This is a genomic window from Rhizocola hellebori, assembly GCF_016862955.1.
Taxonomy (GTDB): Bacteria; Actinomycetota; Actinomycetes; order Mycobacteriales; family Micromonosporaceae; genus Rhizocola; species Rhizocola hellebori.
Genome location: NZ_BONY01000041.1, coordinates 1 through 21,534 on the forward strand (window position 1 = coordinate 1; position 21,534 = coordinate 21,534).

25 protein-coding genes and 1 pseudogene are annotated in these 21,534 nt (G+C 64.5%); 13 read left to right on the plus strand and 13 right to left on the minus strand.

Annotated features, from left to right (window positions below; translation table 11 throughout):
- On the minus strand, nt 1-346 hold a 346-nt coding region (locus tag Rhe02_RS29130; RefSeq protein ID WP_203911596.1), incomplete at its 3' end, for a hypothetical protein.
- A 402-nt stretch (nt 347-748) separates the two neighbouring features.
- Between Rhe02_RS29130 and Rhe02_RS29135 the strand changes: the two genes are divergently transcribed.
- The 4 genes from Rhe02_RS29135 (at nt 749) to Rhe02_RS50790 (ending at nt 5,697) form a co-directional block, all read left to right on the plus strand.
- Nucleotides 749-2,227 (plus strand): glycosyltransferase family 39 protein, encoded by a 1,479-nt coding sequence (locus Rhe02_RS29135; RefSeq protein WP_203911597.1) that lies wholly within the window; start codon nt 749-751, stop codon nt 2,225-2,227.
- A gap of 1,668 nt (nt 2,228-3,895) precedes the next feature.
- On the plus strand, nt 3,896-4,546 hold the full coding sequence (locus Rhe02_RS29140) for a hypothetical protein (RefSeq protein WP_203911598.1): 651 nt from the start codon (nt 3,896-3,898) through the stop codon (nt 4,544-4,546).
- A 324-nt stretch (nt 4,547-4,870) separates the two neighbouring features.
- Nucleotides 4,871-5,134, plus strand: a complete 264-nt coding sequence (locus Rhe02_RS29145; protein ID WP_203911599.1) for a hypothetical protein — start codon at nt 4,871-4,873, stop codon at nt 5,132-5,134.
- A gap of 140 nt (nt 5,135-5,274) precedes the next feature.
- Entirely contained in the window at nt 5,275-5,697 is a 423-nt protein-coding gene (locus tag Rhe02_RS50790) for a DUF6458 family protein (protein WP_203911600.1), read from the plus strand.
- 90 nt (nt 5,698-5,787) lie between these two features.
- On the opposite strand, the gene Rhe02_RS29155 is transcribed toward Rhe02_RS50790, so the two are convergent.
- Nucleotides 5,788-6,609, minus strand: a complete 822-nt coding sequence (locus Rhe02_RS29155; RefSeq protein ID WP_203911601.1) for a sigma-70 family RNA polymerase sigma factor — start codon at nt 6,607-6,609, stop codon at nt 5,788-5,790.
- A gap of 223 nt (nt 6,610-6,832) precedes the next feature.
- On the opposite strand from Rhe02_RS29155, the gene Rhe02_RS29160 reads away from it, so the two are divergent.
- A complete protein-coding gene (locus Rhe02_RS29160) occupies nt 6,833-6,976 on the plus strand; it encodes a hypothetical protein (RefSeq protein WP_203911602.1) in 144 nt (47 codons plus the stop codon).
- Nucleotides 6,977-7,166: 190 nt separating this feature from the next.
- Here Rhe02_RS29160 and Rhe02_RS29165 read toward each other — a convergent pair whose 3' ends face one another.
- A complete protein-coding gene (locus Rhe02_RS29165; protein ID WP_308442028.1) occupies nt 7,167-7,850 on the minus strand; it encodes a BON domain-containing protein in 684 nt (227 codons plus the stop codon).
- A 114-nt stretch (nt 7,851-7,964) separates the two neighbouring features.
- Here Rhe02_RS29165 and Rhe02_RS29170 point away from each other — a divergent pair, with 114 nt between their 5' ends.
- A complete protein-coding gene (locus Rhe02_RS29170) occupies nt 7,965-9,026 on the plus strand; it encodes a sigma-70 family RNA polymerase sigma factor (RefSeq protein ID WP_203911604.1) in 1,062 nt (353 codons plus the stop codon).
- On the opposite strand, the gene Rhe02_RS29175 is transcribed toward Rhe02_RS29170, so the two are convergent.
- Nucleotides 9,013-9,864 carry a hypothetical protein gene (locus Rhe02_RS29175; protein WP_203911605.1) on the minus strand — a complete coding sequence of 284 codons (852 nt, stop codon included), beginning with the start codon at nt 9,862-9,864 and terminating at the stop codon, nt 9,013-9,015. The genes Rhe02_RS29170 and Rhe02_RS29175 overlap by 14 nt on opposite strands.
- Nucleotides 9,861-10,172, minus strand: coding sequence for a PadR family transcriptional regulator (locus Rhe02_RS29180; protein ID WP_308442029.1), 312 nt, complete (start codon nt 10,170-10,172; stop codon nt 9,861-9,863). Before Rhe02_RS29180 ends, Rhe02_RS29175 begins: the two co-directional genes overlap by 4 nt.
- A 683-nt stretch (nt 10,173-10,855) precedes the next feature.
- On the opposite strand from Rhe02_RS29180, the gene Rhe02_RS29185 reads away from it, so the two are divergent.
- On the plus strand, nt 10,856-11,596 hold the full coding sequence (locus Rhe02_RS29185) for an aminoglycoside phosphotransferase/kinase family protein (protein ID WP_239124116.1): 741 nt from the start codon (nt 10,856-10,858) through the stop codon (nt 11,594-11,596).
- A 62-nt stretch (nt 11,597-11,658) separates the two neighbouring features.
- On the opposite strand, the gene Rhe02_RS29190 is transcribed toward Rhe02_RS29185, so the two are convergent.
- Both Rhe02_RS29190 and Rhe02_RS29195 read right to left on the minus strand, forming a co-directional pair.
- On the minus strand, nt 11,659-12,066 hold the full coding sequence (locus tag Rhe02_RS29190; RefSeq protein ID WP_203911607.1) for a hypothetical protein: 408 nt from the start codon (nt 12,064-12,066) through the stop codon (nt 11,659-11,661).
- Nucleotides 12,067-12,113: 47 nt separating this feature from the next.
- Complete coding sequence (locus Rhe02_RS29195; protein ID WP_203911608.1) at nt 12,114-12,488, minus strand: hypothetical protein; 375 nt, start codon at nt 12,486-12,488, stop codon at nt 12,114-12,116.
- Between the two features lie 175 nt (nt 12,489-12,663).
- Here Rhe02_RS29195 and Rhe02_RS51015 point away from each other — a divergent pair.
- Both Rhe02_RS51015 and Rhe02_RS50070 read left to right on the plus strand, forming a co-directional pair.
- Nucleotides 12,664-12,822, plus strand: a pseudogene (locus tag Rhe02_RS51015) (HEAT repeat domain-containing protein); the annotation flags it as partial.
- 132 nt (nt 12,823-12,954) lie between these two features.
- On the plus strand, nt 12,955-13,368 hold the full coding sequence (locus tag Rhe02_RS50070) for a hypothetical protein (RefSeq protein ID WP_239124117.1): 414 nt from the start codon (nt 12,955-12,957) through the stop codon (nt 13,366-13,368).
- A gap of 16 nt (nt 13,369-13,384) precedes the next feature.
- Here the strand turns inward: Rhe02_RS50070 and Rhe02_RS29205 are convergent, their stop codons facing one another.
- On the minus strand, nt 13,385-13,822 hold the full coding sequence (locus Rhe02_RS29205; protein ID WP_203911610.1) for a DUF2690 domain-containing protein: 438 nt from the start codon (nt 13,820-13,822) through the stop codon (nt 13,385-13,387).
- Between the two features lie 289 nt (nt 13,823-14,111).
- Between Rhe02_RS29205 and Rhe02_RS29210 the strand changes: the two genes are divergently transcribed.
- On the plus strand, nt 14,112-14,657 hold the full coding sequence (locus tag Rhe02_RS29210; RefSeq protein ID WP_203911611.1) for a GNAT family N-acetyltransferase: 546 nt from the start codon (nt 14,112-14,114) through the stop codon (nt 14,655-14,657).
- Nucleotides 14,658-14,687: 30 nt separating this feature from the next.
- Here Rhe02_RS29210 and Rhe02_RS29215 read toward each other — a convergent pair whose 3' ends face one another.
- Nucleotides 14,688-15,353, minus strand: a complete 666-nt coding sequence (locus Rhe02_RS29215) for a nitroreductase (protein WP_203911612.1) — start codon at nt 15,351-15,353, stop codon at nt 14,688-14,690.
- 121 nt (nt 15,354-15,474) lie between these two features.
- Between Rhe02_RS29215 and Rhe02_RS29220 the strand changes: the two genes are divergently transcribed.
- Complete coding sequence (locus Rhe02_RS29220; protein ID WP_203911613.1) at nt 15,475-15,903, plus strand: hypothetical protein; 429 nt, start codon at nt 15,475-15,477, stop codon at nt 15,901-15,903.
- Between the two features lie 51 nt (nt 15,904-15,954).
- On the opposite strand, the gene Rhe02_RS29225 is transcribed toward Rhe02_RS29220, so the two are convergent.
- Nucleotides 15,955-16,605 (minus strand): nucleoside deaminase, encoded by a 651-nt coding sequence (locus Rhe02_RS29225; RefSeq protein ID WP_239124118.1) that lies wholly within the window; start codon nt 16,603-16,605, stop codon nt 15,955-15,957.
- 45 nt (nt 16,606-16,650) lie between these two features.
- On the opposite strand from Rhe02_RS29225, the gene Rhe02_RS29230 reads away from it, so the two are divergent.
- Nucleotides 16,651-17,769 (plus strand): hypothetical protein, encoded by a 1,119-nt coding sequence (locus tag Rhe02_RS29230; protein WP_203911614.1) that lies wholly within the window; start codon nt 16,651-16,653, stop codon nt 17,767-17,769.
- Here the strand turns inward: Rhe02_RS29230 and Rhe02_RS29235 are convergent.
- Both Rhe02_RS29235 and Rhe02_RS29240 read right to left on the minus strand, forming a co-directional pair.
- The gene (locus tag Rhe02_RS29235) at nt 17,766-19,112 is read right to left on the minus strand and encodes a hypothetical protein (protein ID WP_203911615.1); all 1,347 of its coding nucleotides are present in this window, start codon (nt 19,110-19,112) and stop codon (nt 17,766-17,768) included. The genes Rhe02_RS29230 and Rhe02_RS29235 overlap by 4 nt on opposite strands.
- Nucleotides 19,109-19,420 (minus strand): PadR family transcriptional regulator, encoded by a 312-nt coding sequence (locus tag Rhe02_RS29240; protein ID WP_203911616.1) that lies wholly within the window; start codon nt 19,418-19,420, stop codon nt 19,109-19,111. The genes Rhe02_RS29235 and Rhe02_RS29240 overlap by 4 nt, the downstream gene beginning before the upstream one ends.
- Nucleotides 19,421-19,495: 75 nt before the next feature.
- Between Rhe02_RS29240 and Rhe02_RS29245 the strand changes: the two genes are divergently transcribed.
- Entirely contained in the window at nt 19,496-20,857 is a 1,362-nt protein-coding gene (locus Rhe02_RS29245) for a DUF4153 domain-containing protein (RefSeq protein ID WP_203911617.1), read from the plus strand.
- Between the two features lie 22 nt (nt 20,858-20,879).
- Here Rhe02_RS29245 and Rhe02_RS29250 read toward each other — a convergent pair whose 3' ends face one another.
- Nucleotides 20,880-21,449 carry a hypothetical protein gene (locus Rhe02_RS29250; RefSeq protein ID WP_203911618.1) on the minus strand — a complete coding sequence of 190 codons (570 nt, stop codon included), beginning with the start codon at nt 21,447-21,449 and terminating at the stop codon, nt 20,880-20,882.
- Nucleotides 21,450-21,534 lie beyond the last annotated feature (85 nt).

The window sequence follows — 21,534 nt, forward strand, 5'->3', positions numbered from 1 at the left end:
CCCGGCGCCGCAGGTAGGGAAACTCGTCCCGGTCGCCCACCTCGCTGCGGCCCCCAGGCATCGCGGTGGCGACCAACTCCAACACATCGAGGGCTTCGTCGCACACACTCTCCTCGGGCCGCTGCGCGATCTGGGCGAGGAATCGCGGCAGCAGCGCGCCCGCCTCGGAAACCATGCCGTCGTCAACGACCGACTGTTGCACCTCTCGAAGCGCCGCCACGGCCTGCGGCGCGTAGACAGCCGGGTCGGCGGCGGTGGCGAGCAGGGCGGCCACTTCCTCGCCGCTGCGCCGCAAGGTGCGCACCTGCGCCCACGGCACGGTGTCCAGGCCCGTCATTTCCGTCACGGGCGCGATTATGGCAGAACGCGAAAGAACCTCCGTCAGAGTTTCCTGGGTGGTGGCAGAATGACGGCCTCCTCCTCACCGGGGTTGATCTCGTCGACTATTTCGACCATCACTCCGACCTGCCCACGCTGGATCTGATCACCGCCTCGGTTTCACAATGGCGGCCGGGCCGAAAGTTTGACCTGATCACCTGTGGGCACGGGCTGCACTATGCCGGTGACAAACTCGGCCTGATCTCACGGGCATTTGACCTGGTTGACGCCGAGCGGAAACGATCATCCACAGTAGACGATGGGTCGACCCGTCTTGGGCACCCGCATCGACGATCGCCGTACTATCCTCCTGCATCAGTGACCACCAATGCGGGAGGAAAGTGTGAAACGAACGGCGATCATGCCAGCCATGCTTGTCGACACGTCCGGCCGGCTGCGCATCGCCGATCGCCTCTGGCTTGGTGCCACCTCGGAACAGCGGGACCGGACGTGGCGGATTCTTTCCTGGTCCGGGCCTGCTGTCGTGATGGCGGTGCTGGGGTTCCTTGGCGCTTCGTCGCCGGGCCTGTGGGCCGATGAGCTGGCGACGTGGGCTCTGGCAACTGCCCCGCTCGATGACCTGTTGCGGGTGCTGAAAAACACCGACGCCAGCATCGGCCCGTACTACCTGTTGATGCATGGGTGGATCGAGGTGTTCGGCGACTCGGAGTTGGCCATGCGTGCGCCATCGATTCTGGCGATGACCGGTGCGACCGCGCTGACCGTTGTGTTGGGGAGTCGACTGGCCGGGCGGAGGGTGGGCGTGATCGCCGGGCTGCTCTTCGCGCTCATCCCGGGTGTTTCCCGCTACGCACATGAGGCAAGGCCTTACGCGCTGGCCGTCTTCTTTGCCGCGCTGGCGACGTACCTGCTGATCCGTGTCCTCGATCGCCCTAGCGCGGTCGGGCTGGTGTGCTACGCGCTGGCGGTGCTGCTTCTCGGCCTGGCGCATTTCGTGGCGCTCATGCTGCTTGCCGCTCACGGATTGACGGTGCTTTCCATGCGTCGCAATCTGATCTGGCGTTGGCTGGTGGCCACAGTGGTCGCGGTCGCGGCCATCACCCCGCTGTTGTATATCGGGCTGCGGCAACGAGGCCAGATCTCGTGGATTCCGGAGGTGGACGGCCTGCGCCTGCTCCAGACCCCGGTGGTGTTCACCGGTTCGCTTCTCATCGGTGGCATGCTGCTGGGTCTGGGTTTTCTGGCAATCTCCTGGCGTGTACCGGCACTGGTGTGGACGCTGTGGGCTGTGCTGCCGACGATCGGGCTGGGCCTGGTCTCCCTCGCCGTGCCGATGTGGCTGCCGCGCTACCTGCTGTTTACGCTACCGGCCTGGGCGCTGCTGGCAGCGACGGTGGTGTCACGCCAGCGGATCCTGCGCGGGACGGCCTTCCTGGCGCTCGTGGGGGTTCTGGTGGTCTACGACCACGTTCAGATCCGCGGCGCTGCCGGGCACACACAGGACTCCCGGGCGATCGGCACCGTCCTCAACCAGCATGCGTCGCCCTCCGACGCCGTCATTTACGGCAAGTTCGACGAGGACTTCACTCCCCGTCTGGCAGTGGCGCACTACACCGCTGCCGCCCACCTGCCCAACGACGTGCTAGCCCAGGTGGCGGTGACGGCCAACGGCAACTTCCGAGCGGTCGAATGCGCTGCGGCCGCCGAATGCGCCGGGAGTCCCGATCGGGTCTGGGTCATCCGGCCCGGCAACAGATCTGATGTTCTTGCCGGAATTGGCAAGGACCGGGAGACCCTGCTGAAAGCGGGCTATGTCACGGCGCAGACCTGGAACCTGACCGGCTTCACGATGGCGCTCCTGACCCGCAAAGCACCTCCGGCGGGATAGTCAATCGAACATTGGCAAGTATCGGTCTCATCCGCGTGGCTGGCGGCATAAGTCGGCGATCCTGCCCACGTCGATGTTCAGATCGTGTCGCGGGTCGAGGTGACGATCGCGGGTCGCCCGCCTTGCCGCCCGGCCGGGAGGCGGCGACGACCTGATCCGAAATCTCGCTCAGGCCCGGGTCGCCCGCCACGACCTCCTCGCCGACCGGTCCAATGCCGACCACGCCAAGCACCGTGAGAAGGACAACGAACAACACCAGCGCCATCCGGCTCCGGCTTGACACCTCTCTGCGCGCATACAACACGGCCCCGTCCTCCCCAACCACACGATCCGGTGGCGTCACCGTCGCGCCTTCGGCGTGGCAGCAACAGGAAGTTTGACCGGCAGCTTGGATGGCGAGGTTTGCCTTCGCCGTCAACGTCGGGGCGTGCTGAGCCGACGGTCAGGAGTTACGTCCATGCCCAAGGTATGTCAGGCATACGCGGTCACTGGCCTTGGCTGACATTGACCGCGTGTTGATACGCCACAGTCAGGTGACAGGGCTGCCGGCCGGAACGCGGCGGTGGAGCGAGGTCTTTGGCGATCGTCCCGAGGCCGTAGCGTGCAGTCGTGGGGAGTTCCAGTGCCCAAAGTGGATGATCAACTCGGCCGCGCGACGGCGAGTGGCACAGGGATGGGGATTCCCGCATTCGCGGCAGGTTTCGCTGTCGTCGCGGCGGTGTAGACCGAGCAGGTGTAGCCCCAGTGCGGCTTGAGCCGCCGCATAGCCTTTGAACGCCTCGTTAACTCTCGTGCGGTCCATCTCTCCCTCGCTTACGCTCCGAAGCCACGGTGTCAGCATCGTAGGGATGCCACGCCCGGGGGTAGTAGCCCGCGAGGTCTGGGCGGTCGCGCCAATGTCAAGTAATTCATGTTATCCGATGGCTGCCCGACGGCGCCGTAAGTTGGCACAGGCGTCATTGTTGGGCTCAGCCCACGGTGAACCGATGATGCCCGGACGGCCGCTGGCCGCCGGGCATCAGTACCCTGCCCAATTCGATCGGTCACGAGAATGGGTGGTTGCTCGTCTCGCGACCTGGCGCCGGAGGCGCAAGCAGGGTCACCGCCGCCAGCGGCGTCGGTGGTGGTGCTGTGTCGGAGTTTGTGGGGCACCCTTCATTGACTTGGCGTTGGATGAGGAGGACACCTGCCGCCTATGCCCATGCCCATGCCCATGCCCATGAGCTTGCCCACGGCCGGGGGTTCTCAGACAGCCCGGGTGTGCCAACTTTTCCAGTGAGCCCTACCCGTGGAGCGGTGGCGCAGTCGCTCGCCGCCGATGGTGCTCGTTGCCTGGTCTAGGCGTAACCTCAAGGCAGCACGGTCGCTCCAGAAACCTGGCGGCACATCGGAATTGATCACGATGTAGTCCTGGAGCCACGATGCGACCGCTTCACACCAGCACCCGTGCGCACCCGGCTCATTCGCTCGCCGCAATAGCGGGCGTGCACCGCACCCTATCGATCGGGTCGCCACGTATCCACGCCCGCGTATGGCTAAGGCACGCCCGCTACCACGTGTGGAAGCTTGTCACCGCCGTTGTGCTGGCATTCGGCGGATGGACTGGCTGACACCCGGTACATCGAGCCGGGCGGGCCGACGTTCACCACTTCAAGGGAGCAAGAAAAAATGAGACGCAAGACGCTTGATCTGCTATTCAGCATCGGCGGCGCGGTCATCGCCGGGCTGCTGCTCATCGCCGGCCTGGTTCTGTCGGCCAATGCCAGCTTCGCCACCACCTATGTCGCCGACCAGCTCGGCCAGCAAAACATTGTCTTCAAAACCGCCGACACGCTCACGGATGAGGAAAAGAAGGCACCATGCCTGGTGCAGTTTGCCGGGCTGCAACTGACCACCGGCAAACAGGCCGAGTGTTACGCCAACAATTTCATCGGATTGCACCTCAAGACCACTGCGGATGGCATGACCTATGCCGAGCTTGGTGTCCCGCAAAGTGACCTGCGGGCCAAAGTAGCCGCAGCGCAGGCCGCAAATGATCCAGCACTGACGGGCCTGCAAAAGCAGCTCGCTGATCTGAGCGCCTCACGTGAGACCGTATTCAAAGGAGAGACCCTGCGAGGGCTCTTGCTGACCACCTACGGATTCAGCGAATTTGGCACCAAAGCCGGCCAGGCAGCCACTGTGGCTTTCATTGCAGCGGCGCTGATGCTTCTCTTGTCCCTCGCCGGATTCGTCCACGCGGCCCGAACTCCGGCCACCGAAACCTTTGCCGCACCGCAACCCGCTCAGCCACACGACCGGCAAGCCGCCGCAGTCTGATCACCAATACTGGCTACAGGCATGCCTGAAGCCACCGATGAAACTGCGCCAGGCTGGACGGCCTAGGGCCAGATCAGACCACCCAGCGTAGGGTTGACCGCAAGAAGTACTTCATAGGGGCGCTGCCTGTCGGGCAGCGCCCGGAGTTGCCTCCCGCGCCTGGACCCTGCGGCCAACACGTGCTATGTGCGGCGTTTCATCAGAAACGCTTTGGTCTGCCACCCCACGTGGCGCATAGTCACGCCATCGGCACGGCCCGGATCCAATCCGCGGGCGCGTACCCGGCTGTAACGTGACGGAGTATGCATATCACAAGACTTCCCGGTGGCAGATATTCCGAACACCTGGAAGTTCCGGGATCTGTGGTGTGGCTGGATCTGTGCCGTCCAACCGCGGCCGACTTCTCTTCGGCCGGTTTCCTTCCTGCTCTACGGCCTGCTCGACCATCTGGTGGACGGCCACTTCCTCGCAGTGCAGCAACTTGACGATGGCATCGAACAACTCGAACCGGAAATGCTAAACACGTTGCTGCACAAAGATCTGACCGTTGTGGATGATTCGCGATCCTGTCCACACTGCTGTATATGATCTTCAAGCGCAAGGATTGGCTCTGACTCCACCGTGCAGATCCGACAAACGGAACCGCGTCGTGGCCGCAGGCATTGTCAGTTTCTTTGTTGGCATGACTGGGTGTCTGAGAACCGCCACGACGGGGCAAGACAGAGAGTATGGGCATAGGCATAGGCATCTTCCTCATCGCGCTTGGCGCGATCCTGACCTTCGCCGTCGACTGGAGTATCGAAGGACTCGACCTGAACACGGTCGGCTGGATCCTCATGCTGGTCGGTGTTGGCGGGCTGATCCTGTTCTTCTACTTCTGGAACCGGCGCCGGGTACCCCAAGCCGTTACCGCAATCCGGCAACGCCAAGTCGCCGACGCGCCGCGCACCTACGATGATCCCACCCCGCCGCCTCGGCCCACCGTGAGCGTCATGACGCCGCAGTCGCCAGCGCCGGCCACTATGTTCGTGCCACAGCCGCCGGCACCGGTCACCATGCTCGTGCCGCAGCCACCCCAGGCACCGGTCGCCACCGTGACCGCGACCGCCCCGGTCGTGCTGTCGTCACGGGCACGGCCAGACGGCGACTGAGCACAACCCTCAGACCTCACATGGATCCATCATCGAGGACAGTGATGCCCGGCAGACCCACGCTGCTGGGCATCACCGTGCGTGCTCCAACTATTGGTTAGAAAGCAACGCGCGCAAGACTTCCAGGGAGCCGCTCAGTAGCCGCGAAACGTGCATCTGGGAGATGCCAAGCTGTTTGGCGATTTCCCGCTGGGTGAGGTCATCAACGAACCGCAGGTACAGAATGGACCGTTCCCGGGCGGGCAGCTCAGCCACACACTGGGCCAACGCATGCCGGTCGGGCACCGCTTCCAGACGGCCATCCAGCCCGCCCAGCAGCTCGCCGAGTTCGCCTTCCTCGGCGTTGCCCGCCGGCAGGTTCAGTGACCGGGTTTGGTAGGCAAAGCGGCTGTGCAGACCATCAAAGGTGTCCTTTTCAGACAGTTGCAGGTGGATGGCCAGCTCCGGCACGGTCGGGGTGTGGCCCAGCAGCTGCGTCAAATCCGGGATCGCGCGGCTGGTCTGCAGGTGCAGCTCCTGCATCCGCCGGGTGACGTGCAAACTCCAGCCGCTGTTGCGGAAGTGTCTCTTGACCGCGCCGACAATGCACGGATAGGCGTAGTGGGCAAACGCCACCCCATGCGACTCGTCGAACCGGCCGGCGACCCGGACCAGCTCCAGCATGGCGACCTGCGTCAGATCTTCGGGTTCCATACCCCGCCCGGCGAACGAGCGGGCAATCCGCGTCGCCATCGACATATGCAAGGCGATCAGGTCGTCGCGCTGCCTGGCCAGGTTCTGGTCGGAGGCTGCCAGCTGACGGGCGCTGCTGCGCGTGGGCGACTGTGCCGCCGTGGTTGTTCGTGGTTTGCTACCGGAAACCGGCACAGGAGCAGCGCGGCGTCGTGGCACGGTGGAGCTGATCGGACCCATGATCTTCTCCCTAAAACGGGCACACGGTTAAGGGTGCCGTCAGGGTCCAGAACGACTGCCGTGTACTGCGAAGACTACGCCGATTTGCCCAGCGAAGGTGATCTATCGTGACGGCGGTCACCGCAGCGGGCGCTATTTTGGCGATGCGCTGGGAAGGCCGAAGTATGTCCCAAAGTTCCGCCGCCGCTGTTAGGACCCGATGCCCGGCGGGAATTACCAGACCATGAGAATTCTGGTTTGGCTTCTGGCCTTGGCCCTGGTCGGCTCCGGTCTGGTGTTAACGACGCGCAGGCGCATGTTCTGGGGAATCAGTCTCGTGCTCTTCGGAATGCTGGCCGGCATAGCCGCAGCCAGCACCGCCGCCTAATGGAAGTGCAGCCTGCTTGAGCCGCCCGTCATGCGGGCGAAGGCATGACGTACCAACAGATGCCACCCATCACTTCATCAAGGCGTCGTCAGACGACGGGCTGCCGCTGGTTCATGACCGGAAAGGCACGGATCGCCAACGATTTAGAGCCCGCGTCGGGTAGACGCGGGCCCCTCAACTATTCAGCCGGTCAGGAGGTGACGACCAGGTTGTTCTGCACGCTCGTGACGCCCGCCGCATTCCACGCGGTGTGCTCGGCCTGGCGGTACTCCGCGAAGGTGCGCACGTTGCCGCGAAGGACCAAGTCATGGCCGTTGACATCCACATTGATCGACTGCGGCTCAAGCTGCGCATTGCGCTGCAACGCGGCCATGATCGCGGCCTTCGCCGGAGTCGCCGCGGCCGTCTGGTCGAGAACGATTTCGTTCTTGACTGCGGTGATCCCTCTCAGGTTCGTCATTGCCTTGTGCGCTGCATCGCGCTGGTAGCCCCAGGCGACATGGCCAGAGAGGGTCGCTTTGTGATCACGAACAGCGACCTTGACCGAGCTGGCGGGAACGTCGATGCTCCAATCGAGCATGTGACGGGCGGCTTGGGTGATGTCAGCATCGGTGGCGTCGCCACTCACACCCGGGCTTCGCACTGTCATCTCATCGGAAATAGCCTTCACACCCCGCACCCGCATGGCCGACCGCTTCGCAGCCAGCTTCTCACGCAAGCTTGCGACCTCGCCCGAAAGCTTCACAGCTCCGCCCTCGGAAGTCACCTTGAGATGCCCACCCTGGCAGCTCGGGTCGTACAACAGCTCCTCAGTGACGTTGGCCTGAATGTCCTGGTCAGTTTGGTGCGTTGTCTGCATCATGAGTCCAACCATGGACCTCCGCCCACTAGGCACCAAGGGCAATTGGTACAAAACAAAATAAATATTTGAAAAATTAAAAATTGCTCATATTTATTGTGAAATCATCTCCCTAATACGCGTGCCACGATGCGGGCCTCGGGCTTGACTATCGAAATATGTACGCATTCAGTGTTACCTGTGGCAGCGCGGTCGCGTGTGCAGCATGTGACTGAGGCGGTAGCCGAGGATGAGTTCGAAGGTTTCTACGCGGCGCACTTCGGCGGCACCGTCGCGATGACCTATGGCCTCACCGCGAACATGGACGATGCCCGCGACATCGCCCAGGAAGCGTTCTGCCGGGCCTGGAAACAGTGGCATCACGTATCCGTCTACGACAACCCGGCCAGCTGGGTCAGACGGGTCGCCACCAATCTCGCCTTCTCCCGATGGCGCCACCTTCGCGTGGCGACCGTCCACCTGCTACGGCAGAGGGCGGACGACACCATGATGGCGCCCCCGAGCCTGGATTACGTCACGGTGGTCGCCGGGTTGCGCAAGCTACCGCGTGATCAACGCACAGTTCTCGTGCTCCATCACATGCTCGACCTTCCGGTGAAGGATATCGCCGAACAGCTGGACGTGCCTGTTGGCCGGGTGAAGATGTGGCTGCTTCGCGGCCGTCGCGCCCTCGCCGCCGAAATCGGCGATGCCCTCGGAGCTGAGATGCTGGTGACCGTTGAACCGATGGATCCCGCCATCCAAGATCGCGAAGATGCGAAGCGTACCCGCAAAATTGTCACCAAAGCGGTGGCGTTCGTGCTGGCGTTGCTTGCCTCGGCCATCGTCCTGGGCACGCAGCAACCAAGGCGCGGCCCTCAACCCGTCGAATCCTCAACGCCGCAACCAACACCATCCCACCTGCCCCCGCCGACGGCGGTGAAGCTGCAGCGGCAGGGCAGTCAGATCAACGTGAGCTGGAATGATCCATCCGATGGTCATGCTCAACCGATCGTGGTGGGCGGCCGGCAGAATGAGCCCTCGGCCCGAATGGCCGTCCCCAGCCTCGGGTCCACCGACGTGGTCCTTGTCAGTCTCAACCCGTCGTACACCTATTGCTTCAGCGTCATACTGGCCTACACCGCCGACGACATCAGCGAGTCCGAAGTTGTCTGCATCGAAGGCCAGTCCGGCGATCCTAGGTCTGGCTGAGCATCATCGCCGCCGCACCGGAAGCTGACCGGCCGACACGGCACGCGCGGGCCGTGTAGCACATCGCGTAGAGAGCGAAGATCACCAGCGGGTGGGGGTAGTACGTCTCCTGGATGAGCAGCTGTTCGGAGAGGCTGAGCACACCGAACGACTGGCCGGTCAGAGCGTGGATAAACCAGAACGGGGCGTGCTCGGCGAGCGCGGTGTCGTGCCCGGCCATGAAGTCGACAATGATCGCGATGTCGAGGACGGCCAGCCAGGCCACGAAGCCGGCTAGCACAGCGACCCATTCTCGGCGCCCCTGCGCCATCCGGCCCACGACTAGCAGCACCACGGGCAGCGCGGAAATCCATACCGCAGTGCCTACGGCGAACTCGTCGCGGCCGACGGCGGTGCCCATGCTGGTCAACTGTGTTGCGGATATGGAGAACGGGAGCAGGAACGCCAGCAGGACCGGACCGGCAATGACGCTTCGCCTTCCCCACCACCAGCCGACGGCGCCGGCGATGGTCAGCATGGCCGCCAGGAGCAGCCAGCGCTGCATGGGTGGTCGTCCATAGCCCAGGGCTATGCCCACCACGACAGCTGTCAGCACCAGCACGATCGGCCCGGCGACGATCGCCAGCGCTGTGCCCACGGTGCGCTTGGTCAACCCGATGACCGGCGCGTGCGCCGGGCGCACGAACGTCAGCCCGGCCGCGAAACGCAGCGCGTGCAGCGAGCGGCCTTGTGTGGCAAGGAAATCCAGCTCGGCCAGCCACTCCTGGCGTACCTGGCTGTCGGGCGGGAAACGGCGCGCGGCGCTGTTGACCAGGACCCGGCTGATGGCGGCGATCATGCGGGTTTCACCACCCTGCCGGTCACCGGGGCGGGCGCGGTGCTCTGGTGCAGCTCCGCCAGGCGCTGCCTCGCCTGCTCGGCCCCGTGCGGGGTGAGCAGGTAGTAGCGTCGCACCGGCCTGCCCAACTCGGTCGGGTCCTCCTGCTCCCATTCCGAGCTGACCCAGCCCGCGGCCTGCAGCTTCTGCAAGATCGGATAGATGGTGCCGCTACCCAACCCGGACTGCTCCATCAGATCCACGCCGTAGCGCGCATTGTCCACATCGGACAAGAAGACGGCGAGCACCCTCGCCACGTGAAGAGTCATTCTCACCGCTCCACTCTATCGGTTTTCGACATAGGGTCAAGTGAGGCTGCTGAGAGACGCATCCGGCTACGCCGTATCGATCGCCAGGGCGAAACTCAGCCAGAGGACGGCACCACAGGTTCCGGCTTATAGATCCTTGTCACCTTTCCCGCATAGCCCAGCTCCAACAGGCGTCCACAGCCCGGGCAGACCACCAATTCCGGGGGCCTGTTCTCGACCGACAGGAGGTCGATCAGCTGGCTCAATATTTGGCGATCTTCGTTATCCTCGAGCCCCCACAACAACGTCTGAATTTGCAATATCTCGTGTCGCAAAGGCATAGCAAGCTCGGCAATGTCACTCCTCGCGTTCATTACAGAGGCGGCTGCGAGGTCAAGTCGCGGCCTCATCCTATGAGCCTTTCAATTTGACGGGTACCGGTCAGGCGCTGCGGACCGCTTTCAAGGTGGCGCCACCCGCGCTCGCCGGTCCGTGCTGACTGCCTATGGCATAGTCCTGAGTATGCCGTCGGACGAGCTGCCGGACTGGTTGCCGGCTTGGTGTCTTGACCACCTGGGCGGCGAACCCACGGGTGTGCTGTTCCGGTCGCACCAGGTCTCGATGGTGTTCGGTCTGCGGTTGACCGGTGGCAGGGACGTCGTCATCAAGGCGCGCACCGATGATGGCCGGGCCGCGTCGTGTGTGTGGCGGCGCAGGCTCAGCTGGCCGAGCGCGGGTTCCCGTGCGCGCGGCCGCTCACGCCGGTGGTCAATGTCGGTGTGCTGGCCGTGCACGCAGAGGAATTCCGGCCCAGTGGCGAGGTGTTGCATGGCGACTCGCCGGACATAGCCATGCGCTGCGCGGAGATGTTCGCCCGGCTGATGACCGAACTCGCCGACGTGACCCTCGCGCCGCCGCTGCCGAATCCGCCCTGGGTGCGCTGGGACCACACCGATTCCGGGCTGTGGCCGGCGATCGGCTTTCTCGACCGCCGCGACCAGAGTGTGGTGTCGCAACACATTGTCCAGACGGCTGAGCGGGCCCGGCGGCGGCTGCTGGCCGCCGCATTGCCGTGCGTGCTCGGCCACGCCGACTTCGAGGCACAGAACCTGCGGTGGCATGGCAGTCAGGTGTGGGCCGTACACGACTGGGACAGCCTGGCATGGCAGCCGGAGGCGGCGCTTGTGGGAGCGGCGAGCGGGTCGTTCGCCAGTGCCGGGCCGCCCACGCTGGCACCGATCGAAGGCTCCGAGGCATTCCTGGTGGCATATCAAGACATTCGAGGGCGCTGGTTCGCGGCCGAGGAGCTGGAGATCGCCTGGGCGGCCAGCTTGTGGATGGCGGCGTACAACGCCCGGGAGATGGCGCTGTGCGATGGCCCTCAGGCGGGCGGCGATGCGCTGCGGGCGCAGGCCTCCGAACGTCTCCGCCGGGCTGATGCGTAACACTCTTGGCCAGCGGAACCCCCTACCGGAGTTCCGCCGCCTTTATCGATTTCGGCACGCTGTCAGCACGTGGTCCTTACCTCGCCAGATGCTCTGGTAAACGGCTTGTCACCAGCGGTGCGGCCGGTGGCGATCGTCCGATAGGTGTAGGTCCCCTTGCCGGTGCAGTCGTACCACACGGCGTACCACAACCCATCCCCATACATGGTGCGAGAGACGAGAGCCTCCCAGTAGAAACCGCGCCATCGTTGAAGGTGCACGCTGGCGATGATGTTTCCATTTCCACAGCCGTTGAAGCGCCCGCGACCAACCATTTCGTTGCCCGTTCTGTAAACCTGAACCTCGATACTGTTTGGTGTGCAATCGGCCATCGCGGGCGCGGCGGTCACAGCGTTGAAGCCCGCTGCCGCGAGCACCACGATGAGCCCGACAGCGATTTTCCGGTTGATGCCACGCAAGACGTTGCGCATACCCATTCCTTTCAGTCAGCGATCGAACAAAGTGGACGATGGGCCGGCTAGCAGGTCAGCCGGGCTTCCCGGAAGGTCACGACGGTGACGTCGCGGCGCAGGGTTGAGCGGTAGGTGTTGGTTCCGCTTCCCGTGCACACCCACGAGACGAGACTCGCGCAACCGGCGCACAGGGTGGCCTCGTCCAGAACTTCCCAGCCGGTCCCCTTCCAGCGCGAAAGCTGCAGCTTCCAGGAGCCGGCGCAGCCGGTCCCGATTTCGCCCAGTGCCTGTACCCGGTTTGCGGACCGGTGCGGGGCCTCCAGAATCGTGGTACAGGTAGCCGCTGAGGCCGGGGTCGTGGTGAGGACGAGGTTCACTCCCACCACGGCAAGCACAGCAAGCACCACGGCTGCCAACCGCCGTTTGAGTAACCCGTTCAATGAACTCCTCCATCTCTCCGGCCGACCCGGAGATCGCAGTTGGCCAATGTTGTCAAGCAGCGACTTCATTCCGGTTTCAGGCGCTGTAACCGGTCGCTCTTCGGCAACATCTGGCACCAGGGGACTGTCTTCGAGGCCACCGCCTTCGCGGTGCCGTTTCTGGTGGAGATTCTGGATGCGGCGGCCTGGGCAAGACACAAACGCGGTGCGCGAACAGCCGTTGTGGGTGGCGGCGGCCAGGACAGCTGTTGCCGCAGGCTTGCCCACCTATCTGCGTTTGCTGGCCGAGGACCCGGCTGAGGAGGTGCGAGCGGCTGCGGCGCAAACGATCGGTGCCATTGGCCGGTGGGCGCCCAACAACGACGCGACTTCCGTCTTTGAGGCATGCCGCCGCGGGCGACGACAGCGACGTCGTACGCGCGAGCGTCATCCTCACCCTCGGTGCGCTAGACCCGCATCCATCGAGGTGATCAAACGGCTGCCGTTGGCGGTGGACGACCCGCTCACCTGGATAATCAGCGGGCTGGAACCTCGGTGGGAGCTACAGATCCGGCTGCTCAAAGGATGGATGCGGCACCCGGTCGAAGAGGTACGCAGCAGCGCGGTCTACGCGGCGGAACTGCCCATGCGGAGGTGGCGGCCCGCGGCCGCTTCACTGGTGCGGGCCTTGGCAGGCGCACTGACGGATCCGTCCGTGGACGTGCGCAGGTGGGCGGGCCGGCTCCTGGCCGGTGCCGGGCGTGCGAACGCCACCATCGCCGACGAGCTGTGGAACGCCGTCGAGGGCGCACCGATGGGGAACCACACGCCCGGCGCTTCAGCCCTGATCGCACTCAGCCGCCTGCACGACCCCGGTGCCGATGCCGTCTTAATGAAATGACGGAAACCCGCCTTAGTTAGTAACTGGTCGTTCTGCCATAGCTGATGACGTAATCGGTGGTCGCCGCGTAGCCGTCCGCGTATGAAGTGACATTCGCGTCGTTGAGCATCGGGGTATAGCAACTGTAGGCGGCAAGATTGTTGCTCCACGTGGGATTTACGCAGTTGTACCACGCCCCGTCACTGTTGCGATTCACGTAGGCGTGAGCATTGTAGTCGTTGTAATACGCCACGATGCGGCCCCACACCGTCCGGCATGCCGTGCTGTACCTGAGCTGGATTTGACCCACGATGGTGATGCCGTCGTAGCCCCTGATATTCGCCAACCTCGCGGTGATGACCGACGATGCGCATCCACTCGCGATCGGGTCCTGCCCGTCGTATGTCGCCGCGTTGGCGGTACCTGGCACAAGAACCGCGGTCGCGGCAAAAGCCAGCGTGGCCACGGCCGCCACCAAGATCCTGCTTCGGATGAGTCGTCGACCGACCCACTTTCGGACCATAGGAATCACTCCTCACGCTTTGGATCCGCTTTCCTGGCCGAACAAAGAAGTGGAGACTTCTGTGGCGTCAGCATCCAACAGGGTGGAGAGTCACGACAAGGCGCTTCGGGTGCAACCGAATGGCACGTGTAGCACGATCACCCCGACGCCCGGCCAGGTCAACGCCAAACTTCACGAGCTCTGATCTTTCTGGTACGGGGAACGCCCCCACAAAATGGCCTGGGCCGCCTACGATGCATCGGTGGCACGCAACACACCTATACCTCCGCCGACCCAACCGCTGACCGATGAGCATGTGGTGTTGCGGCGGCGGCAAGAAGACGACCTCGACGCGATGGTGGCCGCCAGCCACGACCCCGAAACGCTGCGCTGGCTTGACGATCCGCCGATGGACGACGAGATCCGCCGCACCACACTCAGCCGTGCCGACGAGGCGTGGCGCAGCGGCAGGGCGGCACCGATGACAATCGCCGACGCGGCCACCGGCCGGGCGGTCGGCACGATTAACCTCACATTCCGTGAGGAGCAGGTGGCTTCGCTTGCGTACAGCGTCTTTCCCGCCTACCGAGGTCAGGGAATCGCGCCGCGAGCCGTGCAGCTGATGTCCGAGTGGGCACTGGGCGAGCTCGGCGTGACACAGCTGCTTCTGGAGGCGGATGCGGACAACGCCGCCTCCATCCGGGTGGCGGAGAAATGCGGATTTCAAGCGACCGGGAAGACGCCGGTCACCGACGCCGACGGCACCGTGCGCCACCGGCTGGTGTTCTCCCTTACCCCGCTGATGTGACGTCGCCGGCTCTCGGGCTCCCGTGTCCGGTCACTCTCCGATGAAGCTCACTGTTTCTGTCATGTCTGCGCGCCCTGTCCGTACCCAAGGAACGCCTTCCTTTTCGAATCCCACCGAGACACCGCAGTACAGCAAGAGCCCGTCATGTGCTCCGACTATCTGGCTGACTGTCTTTCTGTACATCGTCCACATCACCTGAGGGCAGCTGTGCAACCCTTCCGCCCTCAGCAACAGCATTACCGTCTGCAAATACATCCCTGCATCCCCCCACTGCCCGGGCCCCATCGTCCGGTCGAGGTAGCAGAACACTACGACCGGCGCACCGAACGCCTCCGAGTTCAAGGCGGCGATCTTCATGGGCCGCGCGGGGTCGTCTCGCTCGATTCCCAGCGCTTTGTACCGCTGGACAGCCGCAGCGGAAAACCGGTCCAGATAAGGCGAGACCAGGTCGGCCGGGTACATCGGATACTCCCGCTCATCACCCGGGTCTCCTGCCAGCGCCCTGGCCGTCGCGCGTCGCTTCAGCTCGGCCAACGGCTCACCTGTCACGACAAACACATGCCACGGCTGCAGATTCCCACTCGACGGAGCCCGCGTCGCTGCGGTCAGCACCCGCCCGAGCACGTCCTTGGGCACCGGCTCACCGCTGAACGCTCTTACCGCCCGGCGACTGTCCACCGCCTCATACACATCCACGCCCGCCATCTTCTCCCCGAACGCTTCACCAAATCTGCACCGATCCCGTGATGCCTTGCCTACCATCGCCGTTGACGGCGCCCTCCAAAGAAGAAGTGACAGCTCACAGCGGGGAGATGCGATGCGCAGAGTCCTGGCCTACACGACGATTCTGATCGTCATGAGCGCATGCGCGCTAGGCGAGCTATGGGCCGACTATGGCGATCCGGTCGACATGAAGCCTGCCGATCTCATAGGAACCTGGACCAGCGGCACAGACAGGTCAATCGTCTTCGGCGAAGATGGCACCTTCACCGCATCCAACCTTCCTTATGAAGCCTTCGACGACTTCGTCCCTGACGATTTCGACCCAACCAGCCAGATCGACGGTTCGGGGACGTGGGCACTGGAGTCGCCCGGGACAGTGGCACTGTCGTTCCTCCGCCTGGCCGGAAGCGACATCAGATCAGCCGGTCCGAGTCCCAATGCGCTGCGCCAAGACGACATCGTTTATCTCGTCTTCTTCTATGTCGGCACCGGAGGCAACAGCTGGACCGCCTACCTCAAGTAGCCAAGCATCCATTCGGCCATCGCGGCGGCGCGACGCGACCACGGCCTACGATCAGCCGCGCTCGCCCTGCGGTCTTGAGAAATCGATCAGCAGGTCCCATACCCGGTCCAGGGCCAGATCCGGGGTGTCCGGCGGCTCGTCACCGTTGTTGAGCGCCTTGGCAATGGTTTGTGCTAGTTGCGCACGGCTCGGCGAGACTCGCTGCATCGCTTGCACCAGTGTGCCTTTGGTGTTCAGACACGGGAGCACAGCCAGCCATTCGCCGATCGGGCCGGGCAGTGGGCCTGCGATGGTCGGCCAGCGGCGCTGCACTTCGTCGTTGAGCTGTGGCAGCTGCTCGATGCCGAGCCAGGTCGGATCGTAGGCGCCGAAGGCGAGGTGACCGACCCGGGCCACCACGGTGGCGCCCAAGCACATCGGGCAGGGGTGCAGTGTGGTGTAGAGCCGGGTGCGCCGGGCAAGCTCCTTGTCGTCGGGCATAGCGGCGAGTGCTTCCATCTCGGCATGGGCGAGCAGCCCGCGCGGTGCCGCCGTGGCGAAGCGCTGGTTGCGGCCACTACCCAGGACGGTGCCCGCGTCGTCGGTGACGACTGCGCCGACCGCCACTCCACCGTCGCGGTACGACTTCCAGGCCATCGCGATCGCATGCTGCCACGGCAGTTCAAGCGCCGACCACGCACGATGCGCAGTGAGTTCCGACATGCCGCGATCTTCGCACGGGCCTATTACGGCGGCTAGGATTCGCCCGTGGGTGATCTCTCCAAGCAGCCTCGCAGCGTCGAGATTGATTTTGGTGCGGGACCGGCGGTGCTCAACGCTGGGATCAAGGTCCTCGATTTGCGCGCGGGCAGGCACGGCATCGTGCCGGCCGACGGTCCGGTCAGGTGGGATGGGCTTGATGCGTTGCCGCAGCTGCTCACGGTGATGTGGGCTGGTCCCGGCCGCGGGATCGTCGAGGCTGTCGCGGCGCATCCGGGCATCAGGTTCCTGTACTGGTCTGATGCCGAAGGCGACATCGACCTCAGGGCGACGAGGCTGGGCACGGTGTGCGTCGACGGTCTGAAGCTGCGCAGTGTGCGCCTGCCAGCCTGCATCGAGTCGCTGTCGCTCGGGAGTGCGCGTGCGAATTTCGGTGCGGCGCCGCCCACCGCCACGGTGAGCGGGACGCTTCGCATCGACGCCCCGGATGCCGGTCATCGGCTGGATCTGCGGCTGTTCCACTATGGTGCCGACGTCGTCATTCCGCAGGGCGTGCGACGCGCGTCGAGTCTGTGGGTGTGGGTCGGCGGGGAGATCTCCGCGGCGGTGCTTTCTACGCTGACCGATCTGGAGACACTGACGATCACCTTCGATCATGCTCCGGGCACCATTACCGATCTCGAGGCCCTGGGAAGGCTCACCACACTGCGCAGTCTGCAGCTCGACGAGGCCTACGGCTTGACGGTGGAAGAACTCCCGGAGCTGCCGGCCCTTCAAACGCTGGAACTCAACGGCACCAGACGCACCACGGCGGCCGCGGTCAAGGCCCGATATCGCGGCAGTGCCGTCGGCGTTCGCGTGTCGGGTGCCAAGACCGATGAATGGCTTGCGCTACATATGGACAACCCCTTCCGCGATTGGATCGAAGATTCGAAAGGTTTCGGAAAGGCTGCCTGCTTGGCATACAACCGTGCACGGCAGGCAGCCGACGCGGAGCGCGCCTTGCGCGGGCTCGTCGCTGACCTCAACACCCTCCACGACAAGTACGAGATGATCGACACTCTTAGGCGCGAACAGGCTTGGGATGCCTACTGCGGCCTGGCTCGACAGCTCGAGGTGCCCGCTGAGCAGGCTGAAAGCTGGTTCGACGACGAGCGAAGATTTTAAAGAATCCGTCTTACAATGCTGCCGGGTTCATGTGAGATGCGCCTTCTGATCGCGGCGATGGCGGTGACCGCCGTCAAGACCCACAGCAGCGGTCCCCACGCCATGACGGCTGGGACCGTGAGATATCCGGTCCAGCCAAGGCTCACCACCATCGCGGCGGCGTGTCGCCAGGTGAGTTGCGTCGCCCGCAGCAGGTGAAACGCAGCGTAGGCGCAGGGCAGCAGCGACAGCATGGCCACCAGCACGGCCGTCCGGGCGGGGGTGGGCCAGGTGCTGGACCAGTTGTTGCTATAGACGCCCACGGCCACACCGAGCGTGAAGTAGGTCGCCGCGCCTATGAGAGATGCCGTGAGCGAAGGACGGCCAAGGAGCAGCCCCAGCAACCCGAGAGCCGTCACGGTGGCAATCGAAGCGCTTGGCCAGGCACCATCGAGCGTCAGCGTGAGGAACAGCGTGTAGCCGGCGCCGCCGCCGAGTGCCAGCCCTGAAGCTCGCGAAGCCGTGCCTGACTGCCTGGACAGCCAGGAAAGCATGGCGATCACGACACAGGTCGCCGTGACGACGTGCGCCAGCCTGCCAAATCGGGCCGCGGTCACATAATCGAGCCCGATCTGCCAGTTCACCGCGTCGATCGGCCCGAACCAAGCTGCCGGCACGGCCAGCAGCAGCGCGGCATAAAGATATGGCCGCCCGCGCCGCAGGGCCAGCGTCATCATCGCCAGAACACCCACTGCCACAACGATTCCGACGCGGGTCAGCACCGGCTGGTAGTAGCCCGGCAACGCTGGTTTGATCGGTGCGCACGTGACCGCGATGGCGGCGGCACTGGCCACGATGTTGAGCCGCTGCTCAGCCGTTGGCTTGAGCATGCCGCCGCAGGTGATGAGCCCCAACACGATCAGCGGGACGACTATCCATAGTGGAGGCCGCTCGGCGCTGGTCGACAGCGCGGCGAACGGGGCTATCGCGGTTATCGCGACGGCCATGGCGACGGCGAACCTCCTCGCCACCATGGCTGCCAGCACCCAGGCCGCATAGACCGCCGGGCCGACTGTCGGGATGAGCGGCTCCACCTGCCACCACACGAACGCCGAAATCCCGGCGGCGATGGCCAGCGCCCAAGGGGCCGCGATCGCGAGCCCAGCATCGAAGTCGGCGGTGACGCCCACCCGCCGCCGAGTCGCGTGGATGAGCAGATCAATGGCGTCGCGAAGCGTGGGGTAACGCTGGCCGGGGCGCGCTTCATCGAGCAGCGTCGACACGATCTCGTCCCCGCGCTCGGCCCGGTAGCCCGGCGGATAGGCCAGCAGCAGACGCCGACAGCGCCGCTCGAGTGGTGTCATGCGGGCCGCTGCTTAAGCCGAGCTGTCGCGGCCGCCGCGTTGTGGCTCAGCCGGCGAGCTTCATCCTCAAGCGCCGTGACGCCGTCATCCGTTAGTTCATAGAACCTGCGGAATCGTCCATCCACGATCTCCTCGTCCCCCACGGAGATGAGGCCCTGCTCGGTGAGCCGGTCCAAGGCGCCATAGAGCGTGCCTGGCCGCAGCTTCACGCGCCCGCTGGACAGCTCGGACACCTCCTGCATCACGCCATAGCCATGCTTAGGCCCGGCAGCCAGAGCGGTGAGGATCAGGAACGTCGGTTCTTGCATCCCCATATCGTACGGTCGCCGATATATAACGGCAATCTCTTGACAGCTATAGTACGTCTGCCGTTATATATCGCTATGCTGCTCGCACTGGCCGTCGGTCTCATCACCGCCATTGCCGTTCCCGTCACTCAACCCGGAATCGGCTGGCTCATCGGCTTCCTCGCCGTCGCCGCGCTGGTATTCCGCCGCCGCCGCAGCTGGTGGCTGATCCCTGCGCTGCTCCTTGCCCTGCTCGCACTGTGGCGCTCGGCTGGCTGGATATTCAGCCTGGCCATGATCGCGGCCTTCGGCCTGCTGGCCGTGACCGTCCGCAACGGACGGTCGCATCGGGAGATATGGAGCGCCCTGCCGCTGTGGCTCACCGCTGGGCTGAGGGCGGTGCCGGATGCCACCCGGGCGCTCGCATCCTCCGGTCACCGGGTGGGCCGGATGATGCGGGGCATCATCATCGGCATAGCGCTGCTAGGCGTGTTCGGCTGGCTGCTCGCCTCGGCCGACCATGTCTTCGCCGGCTATCTCCACGACCTCAAGCCCGACGTCACGCTGGGACGGCTCGCTGGCGGAGCCTTCGTCTTCCTCGTCACGGTCGTGGTCTGCGTGGGAATTCAGGCACCCGATCCGGCCGAGACCACTGCGGCCGAGCGCGCGCCGTGGCGGCTCTCGGACTGGGCCATCCCGCTGGGCTTGCTCAACACATTGTTCGTTGCCTTCTGCATCGTTCAATTCACCGTCCTGTTTGGAGGGCACTACTATGTGCATGACAACGGCCCTACCTATGCGCAGTATGCGCGCAGCGGCTTTCTTCAGCTCGGGCTCGTCACCCTGCTCACGCTCCTCGTGGTGGCCGTCATCATCAGCCGCCTCGACCCACGGCACCTTTGGCACGCAAGGATTCTCGGTGGAGTGTTGTGCTGCCTCACCCTGGTTGTCGTGCTATCCGCGCTGAGACGCATGCAGGTTTACACCCAGGCATTCGGCTTCACCCGAAGCCGCCTCCTGTCAACCGCGCTCATCGTCTGGCTCGCGCTCATCCTGATCGCCGTGGTCGCGGTCGGCTTCAATCGCTGGCGGCCGCTGTTGGCCCGCCTCGTTCTGGGCACGGGAGTGCTTGTGCTGTTCGGTCTGCTGGCGATCAACCCGGATCGCTACATCGCCGAGACCGTCATCGGCCGCTACGAGCACGATGGGCACCTCGACGCGCCGTACCTCACCAGCCTGTCGCCCGATGCGCTTTTTGAGCTCGACCGGCTACCGGAACCCAAACGGTCCTGCATCGCCTCACGCATCCTTTCCACAAGACATGATTCTTGGTACGCATTCAGCCCGCCCCGCGCCGCAGCACGCACACTCTCCATCAGCCGAGCAGCGGACTTCGACTGCGCGCGCTACTTGGCTGTGGGCTACCGCTACGAGGGCAACTGGGTCGATCCAAAGTGAGCATCGCCGGCCGCGACGTTGGTCACCGATTTCCTCGGCCCAATCGCGGGCAGTTGTGCTCGCGGGTCCACTGCAGCGCCTTTTCCACCGCTTCCGCGACATCCTGAACACCGGGCTCGCACGCCTGATGGCATTTGGTGCATTTGACACTCACGCTGGTCGCGTCGATCGCCATGGCTTTGTCGCTGAACAGGAATCGCAGATCCAGCCCGTCTTGCGCGGTCTGGAGCGTGGCCAGGCGAGCACGGCGCAGGCCGACGGTGCCGGGCCGCTCCCGGTGCACCGGCGGGACGAGGAAGCGGGGGCGGTTGAACCCGTTGACATAGACCTGCAGCGCGTACAAGGCCACCCCGACACCCACCACCCAGGTAAAGTTTCTCACGTCAACCGCGGCGACGATCACTCCTATGTAGATCCAGGTGATCGGCAGCAGACCGGTCAAATAGCTACGGTCGTGTATCAGGTACAGCGCCCTGAAGCCCAACCGCGAAGTCCAGGTCACCTCACCCCGCCAGACCCGGGGCACCTGCCACCACTTCCACCCCAGCCAGCCCACCGCGCCGAGCATCAGGATGCCTATCACTGGTTCCACATCTACCCCTCCCGAGTCCGATCGCCACCTTAACGAGACGACGCAACGGAAGGGGTCGACCCTTGTCGCGGATGCAGCGCCGCCC

Coding starts and splice junctions, on each gene's coding strand:
- Rhe02_RS29135 (WP_203911597.1), top strand. CDS start 749: ATGCTTGTCGACACGTCCGGCCGGCTGCGCATCGCCGATCGCCTCTGG.
- Rhe02_RS29140 (WP_203911598.1), top strand. CDS start 3,896: ATGAGACGCAAGACGCTTGATCTGCTATTCAGCATCGGCGGCGCGGTC.
- Rhe02_RS50790 (WP_203911600.1), top strand. CDS start 5,275: ATGGGCATAGGCATAGGCATCTTCCTCATCGCGCTTGGCGCGATCCTG.
- Rhe02_RS29155 (WP_203911601.1), bottom strand. CDS start 6,609: ATGGGTCCGATCAGCTCCACCGTGCCACGACGCCGCGCTGCTCCTGTG.
- Rhe02_RS29160 (WP_203911602.1), top strand. CDS start 6,833: ATGAGAATTCTGGTTTGGCTTCTGGCCTTGGCCCTGGTCGGCTCCGGT.
- Rhe02_RS29165 (WP_308442028.1), bottom strand. CDS start 7,850: ATGGTTGGACTCATGATGCAGACAACGCACCAAACTGACCAGGACATT.
- Rhe02_RS29170 (WP_203911604.1), top strand. CDS start 7,965: ATGCGGGCCTCGGGCTTGACTATCGAAATATGTACGCATTCAGTGTTA.
- Rhe02_RS29175 (WP_203911605.1), bottom strand. CDS start 9,864: ATGATCGCCGCCATCAGCCGGGTCCTGGTCAACAGCGCCGCGCGCCGT.
- Rhe02_RS29180 (WP_308442029.1), bottom strand. CDS start 10,172: ATGACTCTTCACGTGGCGAGGGTGCTCGCCGTCTTCTTGTCCGATGTG.
- Rhe02_RS29190 (WP_203911607.1), bottom strand. CDS start 12,066: ATGCGCAACGTCTTGCGTGGCATCAACCGGAAAATCGCTGTCGGGCTC.
- Rhe02_RS29220 (WP_203911613.1), top strand. CDS start 15,475: ATGCGCAGAGTCCTGGCCTACACGACGATTCTGATCGTCATGAGCGCA.
- Rhe02_RS29225 (WP_239124118.1), bottom strand. CDS start 16,605: ATGTCGGAACTCACTGCGCATCGTGCGTGGTCGGCGCTTGAACTGCCG.
- Rhe02_RS29235 (WP_203911615.1), bottom strand. CDS start 19,112: ATGACACCACTCGAGCGGCGCTGTCGGCGTCTGCTGCTGGCCTATCCG.
- Rhe02_RS29240 (WP_203911616.1), bottom strand. CDS start 19,420: ATGCAAGAACCGACGTTCCTGATCCTCACCGCTCTGGCTGCCGGGCCT.
- Rhe02_RS29245 (WP_203911617.1), top strand. CDS start 19,496: ATGCTGCTCGCACTGGCCGTCGGTCTCATCACCGCCATTGCCGTTCCC.